The organism is Neobacillus sp. FW104-15D2, from assembly GCF_058790155.1.
In genome coordinates this window covers 24,656-44,960 of the sequence record NZ_JBYTCJ010000012.1, presented here as the reverse complement: position 1 = coordinate 44,960, position 20,305 = coordinate 24,656, and the positions used below count along the sequence as shown (strand labels likewise).

Annotated in this window: 20 protein-coding genes; all 20 read left to right on the top strand. The window is 42.4% G+C overall.

What is annotated here, in order from left to right:
- Nucleotides 1-5: 5 nt before the first annotated feature.
- The 20 genes from AC3WR0_RS11465 to AC3WR0_RS11370 all read left to right on the top strand — a co-directional run bounded on the left by AC3WR0_RS11465 (nt 6) and on the right by AC3WR0_RS11370 (nt 20,234).
- Nucleotides 6-1,220, top strand: coding sequence for an iron-containing alcohol dehydrogenase (locus AC3WR0_RS11465; protein ID WP_492552441.1), 1,215 nt, complete (start codon nt 6-8; stop codon nt 1,218-1,220).
- Between the two features lie 97 nt (nt 1,221-1,317).
- Nucleotides 1,318-2,535: an acyl-CoA dehydrogenase family protein gene (locus tag AC3WR0_RS11460; protein WP_492552440.1), complete on the top strand. Its 1,218-nt coding sequence runs from the start codon at nt 1,318-1,320 to the stop codon at nt 2,533-2,535.
- Between the two features lie 196 nt (nt 2,536-2,731).
- Nucleotides 2,732-3,910, top strand: a complete 1,179-nt coding sequence (locus tag AC3WR0_RS11455; RefSeq protein WP_027321391.1) for an acyl-CoA dehydrogenase family protein — start codon at nt 2,732-2,734, stop codon at nt 3,908-3,910.
- A 41-nt stretch (nt 3,911-3,951) separates the two neighbouring features.
- Nucleotides 3,952-4,716 (top strand): beta-ketoacyl-ACP reductase, encoded by a 765-nt coding sequence (locus tag AC3WR0_RS11450; protein WP_492552439.1) that lies wholly within the window; start codon nt 3,952-3,954, stop codon nt 4,714-4,716.
- Between the two features lie 26 nt (nt 4,717-4,742).
- Nucleotides 4,743-5,192, top strand: a complete 450-nt coding sequence (locus tag AC3WR0_RS11445) for a MaoC family dehydratase N-terminal domain-containing protein (protein ID WP_492552438.1) — start codon at nt 4,743-4,745, stop codon at nt 5,190-5,192.
- Nucleotides 5,189-5,596, top strand: coding sequence for a MaoC/PaaZ C-terminal domain-containing protein (locus AC3WR0_RS11440; RefSeq protein ID WP_492552437.1), 408 nt, complete (start codon nt 5,189-5,191; stop codon nt 5,594-5,596). Before AC3WR0_RS11445 ends, AC3WR0_RS11440 begins: the two co-directional genes overlap by 4 nt.
- 255 nt (nt 5,597-5,851) lie before the next feature.
- A complete protein-coding gene (gene fadH, locus AC3WR0_RS11435) occupies nt 5,852-6,622 on the top strand; it encodes a 2,4-dienoyl-CoA reductase (RefSeq protein WP_492552436.1) in 771 nt (256 codons plus the stop codon).
- A gap of 24 nt (nt 6,623-6,646) precedes the next feature.
- The gene (locus AC3WR0_RS11430; protein ID WP_492552435.1) at nt 6,647-7,417 is read left to right on the top strand and encodes a class II aldolase/adducin family protein; all 771 of its coding nucleotides are present in this window, start codon (nt 6,647-6,649) and stop codon (nt 7,415-7,417) included.
- A 42-nt stretch (nt 7,418-7,459) separates the two neighbouring features.
- On the top strand, nt 7,460-8,398 hold the full coding sequence (locus AC3WR0_RS11425) for a ketopantoate reductase family protein (protein WP_492552434.1): 939 nt from the start codon (nt 7,460-7,462) through the stop codon (nt 8,396-8,398).
- Entirely contained in the window at nt 8,395-9,990 is a 1,596-nt protein-coding gene (locus AC3WR0_RS11420) for a long-chain-fatty-acid--CoA ligase (RefSeq protein WP_492552433.1), read from the top strand. The genes AC3WR0_RS11425 and AC3WR0_RS11420 overlap by 4 nt, the downstream gene beginning before the upstream one ends.
- 20 nt (nt 9,991-10,010) lie before the next feature.
- Nucleotides 10,011-11,156 (top strand): acyl-CoA dehydrogenase family protein, encoded by a 1,146-nt coding sequence (locus AC3WR0_RS11415; RefSeq protein ID WP_492552432.1) that lies wholly within the window; start codon nt 10,011-10,013, stop codon nt 11,154-11,156.
- A gap of 183 nt (nt 11,157-11,339) precedes the next feature.
- A complete protein-coding gene (locus tag AC3WR0_RS11410; protein WP_492552431.1) occupies nt 11,340-11,729 on the top strand; it encodes a PaaI family thioesterase in 390 nt (129 codons plus the stop codon).
- Between the two features lie 13 nt (nt 11,730-11,742).
- Complete coding sequence (locus tag AC3WR0_RS11405) at nt 11,743-12,144, top strand: PaaI family thioesterase (RefSeq protein WP_492552430.1); 402 nt, start codon at nt 11,743-11,745, stop codon at nt 12,142-12,144.
- 123 nt (nt 12,145-12,267) lie between these two features.
- Nucleotides 12,268-13,473 (top strand): acyl-CoA dehydrogenase, encoded by a 1,206-nt coding sequence (locus tag AC3WR0_RS11400; protein ID WP_492552429.1) that lies wholly within the window; start codon nt 12,268-12,270, stop codon nt 13,471-13,473.
- A gap of 22 nt (nt 13,474-13,495) precedes the next feature.
- The gene (locus AC3WR0_RS11395) at nt 13,496-14,269 is read left to right on the top strand and encodes an SDR family oxidoreductase (protein ID WP_492552428.1); all 774 of its coding nucleotides are present in this window, start codon (nt 13,496-13,498) and stop codon (nt 14,267-14,269) included.
- A 12-nt stretch (nt 14,270-14,281) separates the two neighbouring features.
- The gene (locus tag AC3WR0_RS11390) at nt 14,282-15,451 is read left to right on the top strand and encodes a thiolase family protein (RefSeq protein ID WP_492552427.1); all 1,170 of its coding nucleotides are present in this window, start codon (nt 14,282-14,284) and stop codon (nt 15,449-15,451) included.
- 278 nt (nt 15,452-15,729) lie between these two features.
- A complete protein-coding gene (locus AC3WR0_RS11385; RefSeq protein WP_492552426.1) occupies nt 15,730-16,788 on the top strand; it encodes a phosphotransferase family protein in 1,059 nt (352 codons plus the stop codon).
- A gap of 22 nt (nt 16,789-16,810) precedes the next feature.
- Entirely contained in the window at nt 16,811-17,542 is a 732-nt protein-coding gene (locus tag AC3WR0_RS11380; RefSeq protein ID WP_492552425.1) for a 2-phosphosulfolactate phosphatase, read from the top strand.
- A gap of 52 nt (nt 17,543-17,594) precedes the next feature.
- Nucleotides 17,595-18,548, top strand: coding sequence for a LipP1 family hormone-sensitive lipase (gene lipP1 / locus AC3WR0_RS11375; protein ID WP_492552424.1), 954 nt, complete (start codon nt 17,595-17,597; stop codon nt 18,546-18,548).
- A 15-nt stretch (nt 18,549-18,563) separates the two neighbouring features.
- Nucleotides 18,564-20,234, top strand: coding sequence for a long-chain fatty acid--CoA ligase (locus AC3WR0_RS11370; RefSeq protein WP_492552423.1), 1,671 nt, complete (start codon nt 18,564-18,566; stop codon nt 20,232-20,234).
- Nucleotides 20,235-20,305: the final 71 nt, after the last annotated feature.

Below are 20,305 nucleotides of genomic sequence, written 5' to 3'. Positions count from 1 at the left end.
AGAGGATGCAAACGACAACTTTATCACAATTTATGCTTCGTTCTGCTATCTATAGCGGATCGAATTCAAGGGCACTCGTACCAGATTTATTTAAAGGACTTGGGGCAAAGAGAGTCGTACTATTCAGTGACCGCGGACTGGAAAAAGCAGGAGTAGTTGAAAAAGTAGCTCAGATTTTCGAATTAACTTCTCATGGTTCAGGCCCTGAGCTGGCTGGAGTTTATTTGGATATTTCACAGGATGCGGAAAGCCGTAGTGTTAATGAGGCTGTCAGATATGCCAGAGAAGTAGGAGCTGACGGACTTTTAGCTGTCGGTGGGGGCAGTGTGCTTGATACTGTAAAAGGTGTGAAGTATGCCCTTTATAATGGCCTTTCCGATATCAAGGACGCAATTCCTGGCGGTTTCCGCTTTGAACAGTTCCCTAAGGCACAATTTATGGAAATTCCTCATATCGCAGTTCCAACTACTGCTGGAACAGGTTCAGAGGTTTCACCAATCGCTGTTATTTTTAATGAAGATATCCAAATGAAAGGCAATATTATCAATCCGTTTATCAGTGCAGATATTGCTGTTTTAGATCCTGACCTTACGGTAGGTCTTCCACCGGCAATTACTGCATTTACAGGGTTTGATGCTTTAACACATGCAATTGAAGCTTTGGCATCTCCAAGTGCAACTGCTTTAACAGATGCCCATGCCCTCCATGCTATTCGCCTGATTGAAAAAAATCTTCCCCTTGCTGTGGAGGATGGTTCGAATGTAAATGCCCGAATGGAAATGCTCCAGGCAAGTTTAATGGGAATTACTGCGTTTAGCTTTGCTTTAAATGCAATTCCAGTCCATAATTTTGCCCATGCATATGGAGCATTGTTCCGTATTCCACATGGATTGGCCAACGCAGTCTTCCTGCCAGTTGTCATGGAATATGTACCTGATCTTTATCTGCCAAAAGTTGCTGAACTAGCTGAAGCACTTCGTGTAGATACGAATGCAGCTGACGAGCCGCGTACAGTTTTAGCGAAGGTGGTTGAAAAGCTGCGCCTGCTTCAGCATAAAACAGGCCTCCCTGAGGATTTTGCACAGTACAATCTTTCAGAAGAGGATCTTGAAAGGGCAGCAGCAGCTGTTGCAAAGGACCCTGCTTCGGTTTCCTTCCCAATGCCTAAGGAGCTTATCCATGCGGTTGGCCAGAAGGTAGTGCCTTTAACTGTAAAATAAATGTAAATGAAGCGGACTCAATTTTAGCTTTTTGAGTCCGTTTTCCTATTACTTATAAACATAATAATATTATGTCAACTAGGAGATGAAGAACCAAATGATGAATTTTTCTTTTACAGAAGAACAGGAGCTTTTAAGAAAGACAGTTAGAAGTTTTGTAGATAAAGAGATAATGCCATATATCAAAGAGTGGGATGAGAATCATCAATTTGAGCCTCATATTTTAAAAAGGCTTTCCGAGCTAGGGCTAATGGGTGTGTGTATTCCTGAGCAGTATGGCGGCAGCGGTATGGATTATAATTCCCTTGCTATCGTTTGTGAAGAGCTGGAAAGAGGAGATACTGCCTTCCGGACTGCAGTTTCCGTTCATACAGGTCTCAATAGTATGACTCTCCTGCAATGGGGAACGGAGGAGCAAAAACGTAAATACCTGATTCCGCAGGCAAAGGGTGACAAGGTTGCAGCCTACGGATTAACCGAACCAAATGCAGGATCTGATGTGGCAGCCATGCAGACGACAGCTGTGGACAAGGGTGATCACTATTTATTAAATGGCTCTAAGACCTGGATATCCCTCTGTGATGTGGCTGACCATTTTCTTGTTTTTGCCTATACAGATAAGAGTAAAAAGCATAACGGAATATCCGCCTTTATTGTAGAAAGAACCTGGGAAGGCTTTTCATCTAAAGCGATAAAAGGGAAGCTTGGAATTCGTGCAGGAAATACAGGAGAACTCTTTTTTGATAATATTAGAGTTCCGAAGGAGAATCTCCTTGGACAGGAAGGCGAAGGTTTTAAAATTGCGATGTCAGCTTTGGATAACGGAAGATTCACTGTTGCAGCAGGGGCTTGCGGAACGATCATGGCAAGCCTTGAGGCAAGTCTAAAGTACTGCCATGAACGAAGTACTTTTGGCAAGGAAATCGGCCGCCACCAGCTTGTTCAGCAGATGATTGCCAAAATGGAGGCAGGCCTCCAGGTGTCCCGCCTGCTGGTGTATCGAGCTGGCTGGCTGAAAAATGAGGGAAAGCGATGCACTAGGGAAACCTCGCTCGCAAAATGGCAGTCCTGTGATTATGCCTATGAAGCGGCAAATGATGCTGTTCAAATACATGGCGCCTATGGATTTTCAAATGAGTATCCAGTGGAAAGATACTTAAGAAACGCAAAAGCTCCGGTAATCTATGAAGGAACACGTGAGATCCATACGGTAATGCAGGGCGAGTATGCCTTAGGTTACCGAACAGATAAGCCATTATCTAAAACACTGCCAGCCTGGCCATTTGAACCTGCTGTAGAGGAATCGCTTAAATAAAAAAATAGTCCTCCCAAAATATGAGGGAGGACTATCCTATTATTTTTCAAAAAATAATTCAAAAAACTTGTTTTTTCTGAAATTTCGGAATAGAATTAAACTAACATACCTACCGGTTGGTATGTACCGGATATTTATTTAATATACTTTTTATAGTAAAAAACTAGATTACCAGACAAAGAATGGAGTGAAAGGTATGGATTTAAGGCTGACTGATGAGCAAAAAATGGTTCAAAAAACGATTCGCAGATTTGTAGAAAAAGAACTTATTCCGCTTGAAAACGATGTTCTAAGAAATGAAAGAGAAGGAAAACCAAGCCTTCCGCCGGGAAAATTAAAAGAACTTCAGCTTAAAGCAAAGGAAGCCGGTTTCTGGGGCATTAACACACCTGAAGAATATGGCGGTGCGGAACTTGGCCAAATGATGATGGCCATTGTTTTAATGGAAGTTTCTAAAACGTTTGTACCTTTCACATTTGGGGGTTCAGCCGATAATATTCTTTACTATGGTAATGAAGAGCAGAAGCAAAAATATTTAATTCCAACCATTAACGGCGAGAAAAAATCCTGTTTTGCAATGACAGAGCCTGGTGCTGGATCTGATACACAAAACATTAAAATGACAGCAGTAAAAGACGGCAATGAATGGGTCCTAAACGGCGAGAAAACGTTTATTACTGGCGGTAATGAAGCCGATTTCGTAATGGTTATTGCCATTACTGATAAAGAAAGACATCAGGAAACGAGAGGCCGTGAAGGTGTAACCTGCTTTATCGCAGACAGGGATATGGGCTGGAAATCGGAGTATATACATACGATGGGAGAATGGGGCCCAGCCGGACTAGTATTTGATAATGTGCGAGTGCCTGAGGAGAACATTCTTGGTGAATTGCACAAAGGCTATAATTTAGGCCTTGAATGGATTGGATTCGCTCGTTGGATCGTTGGAGCGAGAGCAGTAGGTTCTGCTGAGCGACTATTGCAAATGGCCATTGATTATTCTAAAGAACGTGTAACTTTTGGTAAACCGATTGCTGAACGCCAGGCTATTCAATGGCAAATTGCTGACTCTGCAGTAGAAATCGAAGCTGCCAGATGGCTCGTTTTAAATGCCGCGTTCACTCTTGATGCTGGTGAAGATAATCGCCACCTGGCTTCAATGGCGAAATTATATGGCTCCAACATGGGTAACCGCGTAGTTGACCGCGTGCTGCAAATTCATGGGGGAATGGGTTATACAAGAGAATTGCCAATTGAAAGATGGTACCGTGAAGCAAGACTCTGGAGAATATACGATGGAACGGATGAAATTCAACGCATGATTATTGCTAGAAACCTTATTAAAGGACATGTCAAAGTAGGCCAATATATTTAAAAAAATGTAAGCGATAACAGAATTTATAAGGAGGTAATCTAATGACAGGCAGATTTGAGGGAAGAGTTGCATTCGTAACAGGAGGCAGCCGCGGTATTGGAAAAGGAATCGTTGAGCGTTTTGCTGAGGAAGGCGCTAAGGTAGCTTTCATTGATTTAAATGAAGAGGCACTCGCCGAAACTACAAATGAACTTCGTGATAAAGGCTATGAAGTATTTTCAAAAGTTGCTAACGTTACAGATGCAGAACAGGTTGAGCAGGCTGTAAAAGAAGTTAACGACACTTGGGGATCTGTTGATATTCTTGTAAATAATGCAGGAGTCATCCGTGATAATCTTCTTTTTAAAATGACAGATTCAGACTGGCAAACGGTAATGGATGTCCATTTAAAAGGTTCCTTTAACTCAGCCCGTTCCGTACAAAAATATATGGTAGAGCAAAAATACGGAAGAATCATTAATATATCTTCTACTTCTGCCTTGGGAAATCGTGGTCAGGCTAACTATGCTGCGGCTAAAGCTGGTTTACAAGGCTTTACAAAAACACTTGCAATTGAACTTGGCAGATATGGTATTACTGCTAATTCCGTTGCCCCGGGTTTTATTGAAACGGAAATGACAAAAGAAACTGCAGCCCGAATCGGAATTCCGTTTGATGAGCTGATCAAACACAGTGTCTCCAATATTCCTGTTGGCCGAAGCGGCAAACCAGCTGATATTGCCAATGCAGTTGCATTCTTTGCAGACGAAAAATCTTCCTTTGTAAACGGCCAGGTTATCTATGTCGCTGGCGGTCCAAAAGCTTAATTCTAAAAAAATGGGGTGTGGAAGAATTGTTCAAGCATTTGATAGGCAAGCAATCTGCTAAAGTGAAAAACTCAGTTGAACGAGGTGCGGTTAAAAAATTTGCCGAATCTATCGGCGATATTCATCCTATTTATCTTGATGAAGAAACTGGCCGTAATTCCAGATATAAAGGGAATATCGCACCACCAACCTTTCCCAGGGTTTTTGATTACGGAACAATTGAAGATCTTAACCTCCCTAATAAAGGGTTGATCCATGGAGAGCAAACCTTCCATTATGAAAGACCACTGTTGGTAGGCGAAGATATTTATTGCTATTCCGAGGTTAAGAACTATTTTGAAAAAAAAGGAACGATGGGAGAAATGGGCTTCCTTGTTTTAGAAAGCTATGGAGAAGATACATCAGGACAGATTGTCTTTTCTTCTAAATCAACCGTTATTATTTCGGAAGCAGTAAGGAAGGTGTTGGTTCCATGATGACACTTCAGGAGATTCAAGTTGGCGATTCGCTGGAAGATATTCAATTGGAGCCGGTAGACAGAATTACTTTGATCAAATACGCCGGTGCTTCAGGCGATTTTAACCCAATTCATACAATTGATGAGGAAGCAAAAAAGGCCGGTCTGCCCGGTATCATTGCCCATGGTATGTGGACGATGGGCAACTTGTCAAAGCTGTTTACTCCTTATTACGAAGAGGGATTTATCCAGGATTACCAAATCCGCTTCAGAGGTATGGTTTTCTTAAACGATCAAATCACCCTTAAAGCAGAGCTGAAGGAAAAAGCGGCAAACCAGCTGAGTTTCCTAGTTAAAGCGGTAAACCAAAAAGGTGAAGACGTGATAAAAGGTGAGGTTGTTTATAAAAATTATGAAGATTAAGTAACTACAGATCACACTTAGTGATTTGGAATCTCTCTTTTCTAGTAAAGCAAAAAGCATTGCATAATTTACAAAAAATAGGTCTTATTCTACAAAAAGTCCCGCTTATTCTACTCAACATACTTTCTATTCTACAAAAATGGGGACGGATTTTACAAAACATCAAAAACCGTCCCCATTTTTGTTATTTGAAAACTTAACCCAAAGACCCGGCATATTTGCTGGGTTTATTGCTATCCATTAGAGGTGTTCTGGATGAAAGGAAAGACAGTGATTATAACAGGAGGAAGCAGTGGTATTGGCAAAGCGATGGCTAAAAAATTCCTTGAAAAAGGAGCAAATGTAGTCATTACTGGCCGAAACAAAGATAAACTAAGCCATGCTTCCGCAGAACTCGATCAAAATACCGGCAGGCTTCTAACAGTTGAGATGGATATAAGAAGCCCGGAGGATATAGAAAGAACGATACAGGAGACTAAAGCTCGATTTGGCAGCTTTAACACTCTAATAAACAATGCAGCCGGAAATTTTATCTGCCCGGCCGAGGATTTATCCCTCAATGGATGGAATGCGGTAATAAATATCGTATTAAATGGAACCTTTTATTTCAGCCAGGCTGCAGGAAAAGAGTGGATCGCAAACAAAGTGCAGGGGAGTATCATTAATATCCTGGCAACCTATGCCTGGACATCCGGACCTGGGGTCATCCATTCTGCCAGTGCCAAAGCGGGTGTTCTCGCCATGACTAGAACGCTGGCTGTTGAATGGGGCTACAAATATGGAATCCGTGTAAATGCTATTGCACCTGGACCAGTAGCGAATACAGGCGGGGCCGAACGGCTATGGGGATCAGAAGAAGCTTATCAGCGCACGGTTTCCTCCATACCTTTAAAAAGACTTGCTCTTCCAGAAGAGATTGCTAATGTAGCTTCTTTTTTAACTTCGGAAGAAGCTGCCTATATTAACGGGGATTGTATTACTGTGGATGGAGGCCAATGGCTGAATCGCAGGTCATTCTTATCCTGAAAATTTTAAAAAGGAGAGATAAAATTGACAGTTAAAGAATATAAGGCAAACTATAAACCTCCTGTTTTTCAAACAGTTGAGGAGGAGCGTCTTCATTTAAAGCAAAAGCTTGCAGGGGCATTTCGACTATTTTCTAAATTTGGTTTTGATGAAGGTGTAGCCGGCCATATAACGGCAAGGGATCCTGAGAAGAAAGACCATTTTTGGGTAAATCCCTATGGTGTTCATTTTAGCCAGATTCAGGCATCTGATCTTATCCTTTGTAATCATGAAGGTAAAGTAGTCGAAGGGAACTATCCGGTTAACGGGGCCGCTTTCGCTATCCACTCACAGGTCCATGCAGCAAGGCCAGACATCATAGCCGCTGCACATTCCCATTCTGTTTACGGAAAGTCATGGTCTTCACTTGGAAGACTGCTCGATCCGCTCACACAGGATGCCTGTGCCTTTTATAATGACCATTCCTTATTTGATGATTATACAGGCGTAGTTTTAGACACTGAGGAAGGCAAAAGAATAGGCAAGGCACTTGGAAACCATAAGGCATGCATTTTAAGAAACCATGGCTTACTTACGGTGGGAAAAACGGTTGACGAAGCTGTTTGGTGGTTTATTACGATGGAACGCTCCTGCCAGGCACAGTTGCTGGCTGAAGCCGCGGGAACCCCTGTGCTAATAGAACCGGAGAATGCTGAGGTGACAAGAGGCCAGGTAGGAACACATGAAGCCGGATGGTTCCAATTCCAGCCGCTTTGGAACAGGATTGTCAAAGAACAGCCAGATTTCCTTGATTAATTTTTACTACATATGAAAGCCCTTCGGAAAGGAGGAATGGTTTTGAAAGTAGGCATAATAGGAGCAGGGGCAGTCGGCGGATATTTCGGCGGTATCCTTCAAAAATCAGGTAATGAGGTTGTATTCCTTGCAAGAGGTAAAAATCTTGAAGCAATGAAAGCAAAGGGCTTAACAGTGGAAGGTGAAAATGAAAGCTTTACCGTTCAGGGCAATTTTACTGAACGATATGAAGATCTATCAGATTCTGACCTTCTTTTATTTTGCGTAAAATCAACAGAGACATATGAAACAGCATTACGCGTAAAGCCCTTTTTGAAAGATGGTTCCTTCATACTGACACTGCAAAACGGAGTGGATAATGAAGCAATTCTTTCAACCGTTTTTGAAAAGGAAAAAATTTTTTCAGCAGCATCCTATATTCAGGTTTTTTCTAAGGAACCAGGGGTTGTCAGGCAGATTGGCAATTCTCCCAGACTCGTAATGGGAGGAGTGGAGGAATGCCAGGAAACAGCCATAAAGGAAATATCAACCTTCTTAAATCTCGCTGGTATCGAAACCTTCACTACCAAAAACATTACGGAAACTAAATGGAAGAAGCTCCTATGGAATGTTACATTTAACTCTATTACTGCGCTCCTTGAAACAAGCGTAGGTGAAGTACTTGATAATCCGGAATTAAAAAATACAGCTATACAAATTTGCCGTGAATCTATTAAAGTAGCAAAATCCATGGGCGTTACACTTGGAAATAGTGCTTGTGATGAAATCCTTGCACAGGGGGCGCTTGCGAGAAACCATCAAACGTCCATGCTGCAGGATAAATTACGGGGAAAAAAGATGGAGGTTGAATCCATCTGCGGATTTATAGTTAAAAAAGGCCGTGAATATAACGTGTCTACACCTGTCCTTCAAACCATCTACCATCTTTTAAAATTTCAGGACTCTAGAATTGGCAGCCCTATTTCTGAGGTGACGACATGAATAAAGTCCACCCTCAACCCTGGATGAAACATTATCCTGATACAACGGAAACATCGTTCGATATCCCAGAGATCAGCTTATTTTCGTTTTTAGAAGATACGGTGGAAAGATATGGACTGCATACAGCGATTATTTATGAAGAGGAGCACATTTCCTATAAAAGCCTGAAGAGCAAGACTGATCGCCTTGCCGGTGCATGGAGGGACCTTGGAGCCCAAAAAGGCGATCGAATCGGCCTGATGCTATCTAACGTGCCCCTTTATATTATTTCCTATTATGCGGCCTTAAAGCTAGGGTTGATAATAGTCCAGATCAATCCCCAGTATACGCAAAGAGAACTGGCTGAAATATTGACGGATTCAGATATTGCCTTTCTTGCAGCAGAACCAGAGCAATTGGAAAAAGTATTAAACGTTGAAAAGGACTTTCCGGGCCTTCGGTATATTTTCTCGTCTGGACAGATAGAAAAAGTAGGAATCCTGCTTCTGGATAAATTAATTGAAAACGCAAGCCCTTTAGCAGAAAAGGTACCTATTACGGCTAAGAAAGATATTGCAGTTATTCAATATACAGGAGGAACAACCGGCCGAAAAAAAGGGGCCATGCTGACTCACTTTAATTTAGTGGCAAATGTTCTCCAAAGCAAGGCCCTGTATGGGGAAAAAATGCTTTTTGGCTGTGAGACCATTCTCACTGCCATTCCCCTCTACCATGTATTTGGTATGACAGTAGGGATGAACCTGGGAATTTACACTGGTGCCGCTAATCTTCTCGTTAAGAAATTCGAGACGGAAAAAGTACTTAATCTGATTAAACAATATCAACCGACATTTTTTCCGGGAGTTCCCAAGATGTATACGGTCTTTGTAAACTATCCTGGAATAGAAAACTATGGGCTTTATTCGTTTAAAATCTGTTCAAGTGGATCCGCTCCACTGCCGGTTGAAATCATTCACCAGTTTGAAAAATTAACGGGGTCAACAATTGGAGAAGGGTACGGTTTGTCAGAAACATCACCCTCAACTCACAGAAATCCTCCATATGGTATCAGAAAAGTGGGGAGTATCGGACTTCCACTTCCTGGTACAGATTGCCGGATCGTCGATGATTTGGGTGAAATACTGCCCCCGAAAGCAATTGGTGAATTGCTGATAAAAGGGCCACAGGTCATGGCTGGCTATTGGAATAAGCCAGAGGAAACCATGCAGGCAATTCGGGACGGCTGGTTTTATACTGGAGACCTGGCAATGATGGATGAAGAAGGCTATTTTTATATCGTTGGCAGGAAGAAAGAAATGATCATAGTTGGCGGTTTTAATGTTTTTCCTCAGGAGGTAGAAGGTGTTCTTTATGAATATCCCTCAATAAAGGAAGCAGCAGTTATTGGTGTTCCCGACCTTGAAACTGGTGAACTCGTTAAAGCCTTCGTGGTTCCGAAAGAAGGAAAAACAATCAACCTGGAAGATCTGAAGGAATTTTGCTATCAGGAGCTGACACGCTATAAAGTTCCTAAAGAATTCGAGATTATCGATGAACTTCCGAGGAACTCGGTCGGGAAGATTTTAAAGAGACTGCTAGTTGATAAGAAATAAAGATAGAGGTGTCTTTCAAAATGAACTTTGAACTTGATGAGGATATATTAGTTTTAAAAAGAAACGTCCGCGATTTTATCCAGACTGAAGTTGAAGCGGTTGCGATGCAAATTGAAGAAGAGGATAAAATTCCGGAAAGGATCATTAACCTTTCCAAGGAAATGGGACTGTTCGGGCTAAGCATTCCAGAGGAATACGGCGGTCTTGGAATTGGAATGGTAGGTAAATGTGCGCTCTATGAAGAGATTGGCCAAACTCATAATGGATATACGACCCTGATTGGTGCTCATACCGGAATTGGTTCTGTCGGTATTGTAGAAATGGGCAATGAAGCACAAAAGAAAAAGTACCTTCCCGATATGGCAACCGGTGACTTGATTGGAGCATTTGCTTTAACGGAACCGGAAGCAGGGTCCAACGCCGCCAATCTAAAAACAACAGCTGTTAGAAAAGGAGACAAATACATCCTTAATGGCCTAAAGCATTATATAACCAATGCTACCGAAGCAAGTGTTTTTACAGTGATGGCTGTCACGGATCCTACAAAAGGCGCAAAGGGAATTACCTCCTTTATCGTTGAAAAGGACTTTCCGGGCTTTAAAGTCGGTAAGGTTGAAAAAAAGATGGGCCTGAAAGGATCTCATTCTGCAGAACTGATTTTTGAAGATTGCGAGGTTCCTGCGGAAAATGTTCTAGGATCAGATGGCCAGGGTTATGTGAATGCATTAAAAATTCTTGCAAACGGACGAGCCGGTCTTGCGTCAAGAAATATGGGCTCCAGCCAAAAGCTTCTGGATATGTCCGCTGCCTATGCAAAAGAAAGAATTCAATTTGGAACCCCAATCATCAAATACCAGGCCGTAAGCCATATGCTTGCAGAAATGGCAGTTGAGATTGAAGCGCTTCGTTCTTTTACCTACCGGGTTGCCTGGATGGTGGACCAGGGAATGAAGGTCATCAAAGAAGCAGCTATGTTAAAGCTTTATGGATCTGAAGTCTACAACCGTGTTGCAGATAAAGCTGTTCAAATTCACGGGGGTCTGGGCTATATTGCTGATTATCCGGTTGAACGCTTTTACCGGGATGCAAGAATAACAAGAATATATGAAGGAACCTCGGAAATTCAAAAAAATATCATTGCAGCACAGTTAGAAAAAGAATATTAAGGCTTTATCAGACAGTGCTAGCAGAAAATTGTCTGTGCTAGTCCGAATAGGAGTGGCATTCAAGCAGGACCAGCAGGAAGTTGTTTGTGCTAGTCCGAATAGGAGTGGCATTCAAGCAGGACCAGCAGGAAGTTGTCTGTGCTAGTCCGAATGTGAGGCTTAAAAATATTAGGAGGTGAACTCTTGGAAACCAGCAAGGTTCAATCAACCTTTTTTGAACACATCGGCTTTAGAAGAGATGAAACAGACCCGGATGCCTTTAATTTGGAGCTTGATCTTCAGCCCGATCTTCTTCAGGATGACGGGACCATTCACTCCGGTGTATTCTCAACCATGCTGGACATTGTAATGGGTGCAACTATTTCGAAAAGGTTTCTTTCTTTTGCAACCACCATTAATTTAAATATTTCTTTTTTTAATCTGAATCCTTATCCCTCCTTTCGGGCTGAAACGACCATCCTTCATCATGATAATAAAAGCGTTACGGCAGAAGGCGTCATTTTAAACAATGAAGGAGACTTAATCGCAAAAGGAATGGGAACCTTTAAAATTTCACCAGGATCCCGTCAGTAGGAAGGAGGAAAACATGTCCCAAGCCCTTCATGAAATAAGAACAGGACTTGAAAATAATCCATATCTAAAGAAAACGGGTTTTGAAATTTTAAAGTTTGAAGAAGAAAATATTCTTTTAAAGCTGACAATAGAGCCAATCCATCTGAATCTGAATCAAAACCTGCATGGCGGTGTTCATGCTTCTATGCTGGAAACGGTTCAGACAATGGCGATACGTTCCCTTTATAAAACGAGAGTTTCCGTAATGAATGTCAACATTCAATACTTGGCGGCAACCAGCTCGGGAGATCTTTTTGCCACAGCAAAGGTTTTCCAGAAGGGCTATAAAATTGCAGGTGCAGAAGCTGAAATTACAGACAGTGAAAACAGGCTAATTGCAAAGGGCAGCGGAGTATACAAAATTATTCGCGAGTAAATGGGACTAAAAAACAATACAGAAATAACAAAAACAAGTTGAATATTCTAAAAATTTTGGATATTATTAATTAAATGCATACCAACTAGTTAGTATGTTGGATGCGGAATATGAGGTGTAGATATGTACTTTGACCATTCTGATAAAGTGAAAGAACTGCAAGCAAGGCTGACAGATTTCATGAACGAGTATGTATATCCAAATGAAAAAATATATAAGGACCAAATCGATAAACAGGATCGTTTTTCTTCTGTGCCTCCGATTATGGAGGAACTAAAGCAGAAGGCAAAGGATGCCGGCCTTTGGAATTTATTTTTACCAGAGAGTGAATATGGAGCAGGGCTGACTAACCTCGAGTATGCTCCACTATGTGAAATCATGGGACGTTCTTCCATTGCACCGGAAGTATTCAATTGCGCTGCACCTGATACAGGAAATATGGAAGTTCTTGTACGGTATGGAACACAGGAGCAGAAGAACCAATGGCTCCAGCCGCTTCTTGACGGAGAAATCCGTTCCTGCTTTTCAATGACTGAACCCGACGTAGCTTCCTCTGATGCAACAAATATCCAGTCAAGTATAATCAGAGACGGTGACGAGTATGTCGTTAACGGAACGAAATGGTGGTCTTCAGGTGCAGGAGACCCAAGATGTAAAATCGCAATTGTAATGGGAAAAAATGACCCCGAAGCTGCAAAGCATGAACAGCAATCTATGATTCTAGTACCACTCGATGCTCCTGGAGTAACGATTAAAAGAGTACTCCCTGTGTTTGGCTATGATCATGCCCCGCATGGCCACGCTGAAATTGAATATAAGAATGTAAGAGTGCCAGCCTCTAATATGCTTTGGGGTGAGGGTAAGGGGTTTGCTATTGCACAAGGAAGACTGGGACCAGGCCGTATTCACCATTGCATGAGAACAATAGGTGCAGCTGAAAGAGCATTAGATGAATTATGTAAGCGTGTTCAGGAGAGAACAGCTTTTGGAAAGAAACTTTCTGACCAGGGTGTTATCCAGGAATGGATTGCAGAATCTCGAATTGATATTGAACAGGCAAGACTTCTTACATTAAAAGCAGCCTATATGATGGATACAGTCGGCAACAAGGAAGCGAAAGCTGAAATAGCCATGATTAAGGTAGTAGCACCAAATATGGCTTTAAAAGTGATTGACCGGGCCATTCAGGCATTTGGGGCAGCGGGTGTAAGTGATGATTTTACACTGGCAGCTTCATGGGCCAATATCAGAACACTTAGATTGGCTGACGGGCCCGATGAAGTTCACAAAAGAGCCATCGCCAGATATGAATTGAAAAAGCACAAATAGAGTCGACGAGGAGTGTTTATAGATGCATGTAAAGGAATTATTTGATCTAACAGGGAAAGTTGCCATCGTAACCGGGGGAGGACGCGGACTTGGAAGGCAGATTGCGGAAGGATTTGCAGAAGCAGGAGCTAATGTAGTCGTTTGCTCGAGAAGAGTGGATGCCTGTGAAGAGGTAAGCGAACACCTGAAATCTCTTGGCGTTGATTCTTTTGCAATGAAGTGTGATATTACCAACCCAGAAGATGTTCAAAATGTAGTAGATAAAACAAAAGAACGCTTTGGACGAATTGATATTCTTGTCAATAACAGCGGAGCTTCCTGGGGAGCGCCTGTAGAAGACATGCCGCTTGAAGCATGGCATAAGGTGATTAATACAAATGTTACCGGAACCTTTTTAATGTCTCAGGCAGCCGGCCGTGTGATGCTAGAGCAAAAGTCTGGAAAGATTATCAACATCGCTTCTGTTGCCGGTCTGAAAGGCTCCAATCCTAAATATATGAATGCCATTGGCTATAATGCCAGCAAAGGAGCTGTTATAACTTTTACAAAAGACCTTGCTGCAAAATGGGGTCCAAGCGGTATCTATGTGAATGCCATAGCACCAGGATTTTTCCCAACAAAGATGTCAAAAGGCCTTTTGGATGCGGGCGGTGAAGGGATTTTGGAGGGAACGCCTCTTCGTAAATTCGGCTCGGATTCGGACCTTAAGGGTGTAGCGTTATTCCTGGCTGCTCCTGCATCGGACTTTGTTTCAGGTGATATTTTAATAGTCGACGGCGGAGCGCACGTCTTATAAGGAGGAGTCATCATGACAAGAGAAGCGGTAATTGTTTCTGCAGTAAGAACACCCATCGGGAGACAGGGCGGAGCATTGGCCACAGTACCTGCCCATGTTTTTGGAGCCGAGGTCATCAAGGAAGCGGTTCGCCGTGCTAATGTTAAGCCGGAAATGATTGATGATGTCATCATGGGAAATGTTATCAGCGGAGGAGGAAATATCGCTAGATTAACAGCTTTACAGACTGGTTTATCACTAGACTTACCAGGTCTGACCATTGACAGGCAGTGTGGTTCCGGAATAAATGCCGTGAATCTCGCAGCACAGGCAATCTTGTCCGGTGACGGAGAGGTTTATGTTGCAGGCGGTATTGAAAGTATGAGCCGGGCCCCTTACTTAATGGATCGTCCTGAAAAGCCATACAGCCCTGCACCTCCAAGCTTTAGAAAGTCCAGACTGTCACCTGCTGAAATCGGAGATCCTCCGATGGGAATTACTGCAGAAAATCTCGTGGAAAAATATAATATCAGCCGTGAAGAGCAGGATGAGTTTTCTCTCAGAAGCCAGCAAAGAATGGCTGCTGCGATGGAGGAAGGGCGGTTTGATGAGCAAATAGTCCCGATCACCATTCCTGTGAGAAAAGGTGAGCCAATAGTTTTTAAAAAGGATGAGCATCCACGTCCCGATACTACAATCGAGGGATTATCAAAGCTTCAGCCTGCTTTCTTGAAAGGCGGGTCCGTTACAGCCGGAAGCAGCTCTGGTTTAAATGATGCAGCGTCTGCTCTTGTGATCATGTCGAGAGAAAAGGCAAATGAACTAAATGTTCAGCCATTGGCGGTCATTCGCGCTTCGGCAGTAGCAGGTGTTGATCCTAACATTATGGGAATCGGACCAGTTCCGGCTGTTAGAAAAGTATTAAAAAAGGCCGGCCTGTCTCTGAATGACATGGACTTGATTGAAATTAATGAAGCGTTCGCTGCACAGGTTATTGCCTGCAACAGAGAGCTTGAGATGGATATGGAAAAAGTGAATGTTAATGGAGGAGCGATTGCACATGGGCATCCGCTTGGTGCCACTGGAGCCATCCTCGTTACTAAGGCAATTTACGAGCTTGAAAGAATCGGTGGAAGATATGCGCTAATAACCGCTTGTATCGGCGGCGGTCAAGGCATTGCCACCATCATCGAGCGGGCATAGGCTGCAGCAATTGCAGAAGTATAACCAAAAAGTGTAGAAATTACGATATTTTTTGTAGAACCTCTGCTAAAAAATACAGAACATCAGCCCAAAAGTGTAGAGATATACCTTGTTTTTGTAGATGTACCGCGTGATTAAGAGTTTCGCAGAAAAAGGCTCTAAAACGGCGGGATAAAACTACAGGATGCACTGAAAAGATTTTAAATGCGCGTATAAATCAACGGAGAGCTTAAACGCTCTCCCAATTCTATTATTTATTTCATAAAGGAGGGGCATATATGGCTTCCGATACGATTCCAATTCGAAAAGGTGAAGAGTTGGATACAAACGCAATCGAAACATTCATAAGAGCTGAGCTCACCGACTTGCCTGAAGGCTCTCTTACTATTCAGCAGTTTAGTCATGGACGATCCAACCTGACATACCAGCTAAAGCTTGGTGATTGGGAAGCAGTTTTAAGGCGCCCGCCGCTTGGTCCTGTTGCACCCAAAGCACATGATATGGAAAGGGAGTACCTGATACTTAAGGAAATTCATCCGCATTTTAAGGCAGCTCCTAAGCCATATTTTTTTGCTAATGAAAGTGTCCTTGGCAGTCCGTTCTTTATTATGGAAAGAAAGCATGGAATTGTGCTGGACACCGAGTTCCCGGAGGGTATTACTCCAACTGAGGAAATGTGCTGGAACTTATCCGCTACAATGGCAGACAATCTTGCAGCGCTTCACAGTATCGACTATACGCAAACAAAGCTGGTTAAAATGACGAAACCTGAGGGTTTTATGCAGCGGCAAACAATCGGCTGGATCCAGCGTTATGAAAGATCCCAAACGGATGATATACCTGGTATCGACGAACTTAAACAATGGCTAAACAGCCATGTTCCGAATTCTAAAGATTCGTCCATTATCCATTATGATTACAAATTAAACAATTCCATGTTTGATGAAAGTTTAAGTGAAATGGTTGGTTTATTCGACTGGGAAATGACAACAGTGGGAGATCCTCTTGCTGATTTGGGCGTTGCCATGAGCTACTGGATTGAACCAGACGACTCAGATCTTTTAAAAAGAGGCATGGGAAAGCCTCCTATTACTGCCGCTCCAGGATTCATGACAAGAAATGAATTTCTATCCAGTTATGCTGATAAAAGCGGAAGAGATATTTCGAATATGAATTTCTACTTAACCTTTGCTTACTTTAAGCTTGCCGTCATCTGTCAGCAGATTTACTACCGATGGAAAAAGGGCCAGACCCAGGATGAAAGATTTGCTGGACTAAATAATTTTGTGAGCAGCCTAATCCAATATTCACTATATACAGCGGGACAAAAATGGTAAATACGGATAGGGGTGCTTCTCATTGCTGAAAGTCCATCTTTTATTAAAAAAAGAAGAAATCGACGAAGAGAAAATGCAGGAAAATAAATTGGCGGTCGTATTCGATATTTTATTGGCAACCTCTACAGTTACAGCTGCACTTGAATTCGGTGCTAAAGAAGTCATCCCTGTACTAAACGGGACGGAGGCCCAGTTGGAAGCCCAAGGTAGAGAAGAGGATAGCTTTGTGCTGGTAGGCGAATACCAGGGAAAGACCATTGATGGTTTTTTATCTCCTAATCCGCTTGAATTGAAGGAGAAAATACAAGGTAAAACGGTTATTCTCTCAACAACAAATGGAACGGTTGCCTTGAAAAATTCATCAGGTGCTAATGCTGTATATGCAGCCTCTATTCTTAACAGCCAGGCTGTAGCCAACCATATTTTAAAAGATTACAAGGGAGAAACGATCATATTGGTTTGTTCCGGTTCATCCCAAGAATTTAATGTGGAAGACTTTTACGGTGCTGGCTGCTTTATCGACTGCCTGTACAGGGGTAAAGGGGAGGAAATTGATTTAACGGATTCTGCCTTTGCTGCCCATCAATTTTATATAAACAATAAAGAAAAGGGACAGGATATTTTAAAAATTTCCCGTGTTGGCCAAATGCTGTTACAGGCTGGATTCAATAAGGAAATTGAGTTTGTTTCACAGGAGGACTTTTTTCAATCAGTCCCACGCCTGATCGACAGCAAACGTATAATACCGATTTAAGGGTTATTAAATAAATTGTTAGCGTTTACATACGGGAAAGGGAGAAGAATATATGACATTAAAACCAGAAGTTAAAGCTTTGCTGGAAGCCTTCGAGGCAAAGGGCGTTCCTCCGATTGAAGAACAGAGCCTTGAAGAAGCCAGAAGAGGATTTGAAGCTTCGGCCAAGTTATTAAGCAAAGCGGACAAATTAGCCAAAACCGAGGATCGAAAAATAAAAGGCTTTAAGAATGATATCGGCATTAGGATTTATACTCCGGAATCAGATTCAATAAATGCTCGTCCTGCTCTTGTTTATTATCATGGAGGCGGCTGGGTAATCGGCAATATCGAAACCCATGATGCAACCTGCCATTCGCTAGCTGTTGAAGGTGATTGTATTGTTATTTCGGTTGATTACAGCCTGTCTCCGGAAAGCAAGTTTCCAGTTGCTGTTGAAGATGCCTATCTAGCTGTCCAATGGACTGCAGACCATGCCTCCGAGCTAAATATTAGTAAAGATCTTATTGCTGTTGGCGGAGATAGCGCAGGAGGAAATCTTGCAGCAGTTGTCTGCTATTTGGCTGTAGAACGAAATTCTCCATCCATTGCTTATCAGATGCTGTTTTATCCTTCAACAGGATATGAATATACTCCTTCATATGAAAAGTATGGAGAAGGCTATTATTTGACGAAATCCACCATGACCTGGTTCCGCGAACAATATCTTAACGACCCTTCTGACACCCTTAGTCCCTTAGCCGCACCAATGTTAATTCCCGACGAAGCAGCCTCCAAACTGCCACCAGCTTTTATTATGACTGCTGAATATGATCCGCTTTGTGATGGCGGAGAAAACTTTGCAGCCAAGTTAAAACAAGCCGGTGTAGAAACCAAATATGTTTGTTTGCCTGGGCTGATACATGGATTCCTAGGTATGACAGAATATCTGCCAGATGCCAAAAATGCCATTAAGCAGGCTGCAAACGAACTTAAAGGGCTGCAAAAAGCAACGGAAAGTATTTAATAAGGAGAGATGAATATGTTAACACTGCATCACCAATTCTGGCCTAAGATTTCAAAAACTTTAACTCTTCCAGAAACTTCGCTATATGAAAATCTAAGTATCAGTGCCAGAAGATATCCAAACAAAGAAGCCATTAACTATTACGGAAATACTCTTTCATTTAAGGAACTCGAGGAAGAAGTGAACGCCCTTGCAGGCTTCTTGCAAAATAAACTAGGTGTTAAAAAGGGGGATAAGGTTTTACTATTTATGCAAAATTCCCCCCAATTTGTTATCGGGTTTTATGCTATTTCAAGAGCAAATGCTGTTGTTGTTCCGATTAATCCTATGCTGACAGCAAATGAATTGGAATTCTATATCCGTGATTGTGAGATCAAGACTGCGTTAACCGGACAGGAGCTATATTCAAAGGTAGGTCCTAACATAGGATCAACTTCTTTGGAAAACATTGTGGTTGCTGCCTATTCCGATTACAAGGGAGATAATTTTACCGGTATTATCCCTGCTGAAGTAGAAGCACCTCGCGCCGTGATTAATGAACCAAATCATTACCTCTGGAAAGAGGCCATTAATGCAAATTATCAGCCTGGTGAGCATACAACCTCAGCGGATGATCTTGTTGTGCTGCCTTACACATCGGGTACTACCGGTCTTCCAAAAGGATGCATGCATACAAACAGGACAGTTAACGCCAATACTGTTGGTGCCTATCATTGGTCAAGATCGACAACGGATACAGTGCATCTTCAGACTTTGCCTCTTTTCCACGTAACAGGTATGGTACACAGCATGCATATGCCGATTTATGCGGGAGCAACTATGGTCATTATGACTAGATGGAACCGGGAAGCTGCTGTTGAAATGATTAAAAATGAGGGATGCACGCACTGGGTTGCCATCGCTACCATGATCGTTGATTTCCTTGCAAATTCGAACCTAAAAAAGGAGGATATCGCTTCTTTAACCTCTATTTCAGGCGGAGGTGCCGCTCTTCCAGAGGCAGTCGGGCAAAAATTGTTTAATCTCACAGGATTATACTTTGTAGAAGGTTATGGACTTTCTGAAACCATTGCTCAAACCCATTTTAATCCTACAGATCGGCCAAAAATGCAGTGCCTTGGTGTTCCTTCCTTTAATGTGGATGCAAGGGTTATCGAACCTTCTACAGGCAAGGAGCTTGGAGTCGGGGAAGTTGGAGAAATAGTCGTGAATGGTCCGCAGATTATGGTTGGTTATTATAACCGGGATGATGAGAACAGAAGCTCATTTATTGAAAAAGAGGGGAAAATCTTTTTCAGAACTGGTGATATCGGCCGTTATGACGAAGAGGGATATTTCTTTATGGTTGACCGCGTGAAAAGGATGATTAATGCCTCTGGCTATAAGGTATGGCCAACAGAAGTAGAATCTTACCTTTATAAACATCCAGCCATCCAGCAGGCAGTGGTGGTAGGGGTGCCAGATCCACGAAGAGGTGAAACAGTTAAAGCCTTTGTCATTTTAAATGATGGTTATGAAGGAAATGTTTCTGAAGAGGAAATTATGGAGTGGTCCAAAGAGCATATGGCTGCTTATAAATACCCACGCCAGGTTGAATTCAGAAAAGAATTTCCTGTTACCAGCAGCGGAAAAATTCTATGGAGAAAGCTTCAGGAAGAAGAACAGGCAAAAGCAGAACAGGTTTGATTCATTCCTCCAGTCCCTATGTCTAACAAAATACAGTGACTCTGGCAACCATTAACTCACAAGGAGGATAA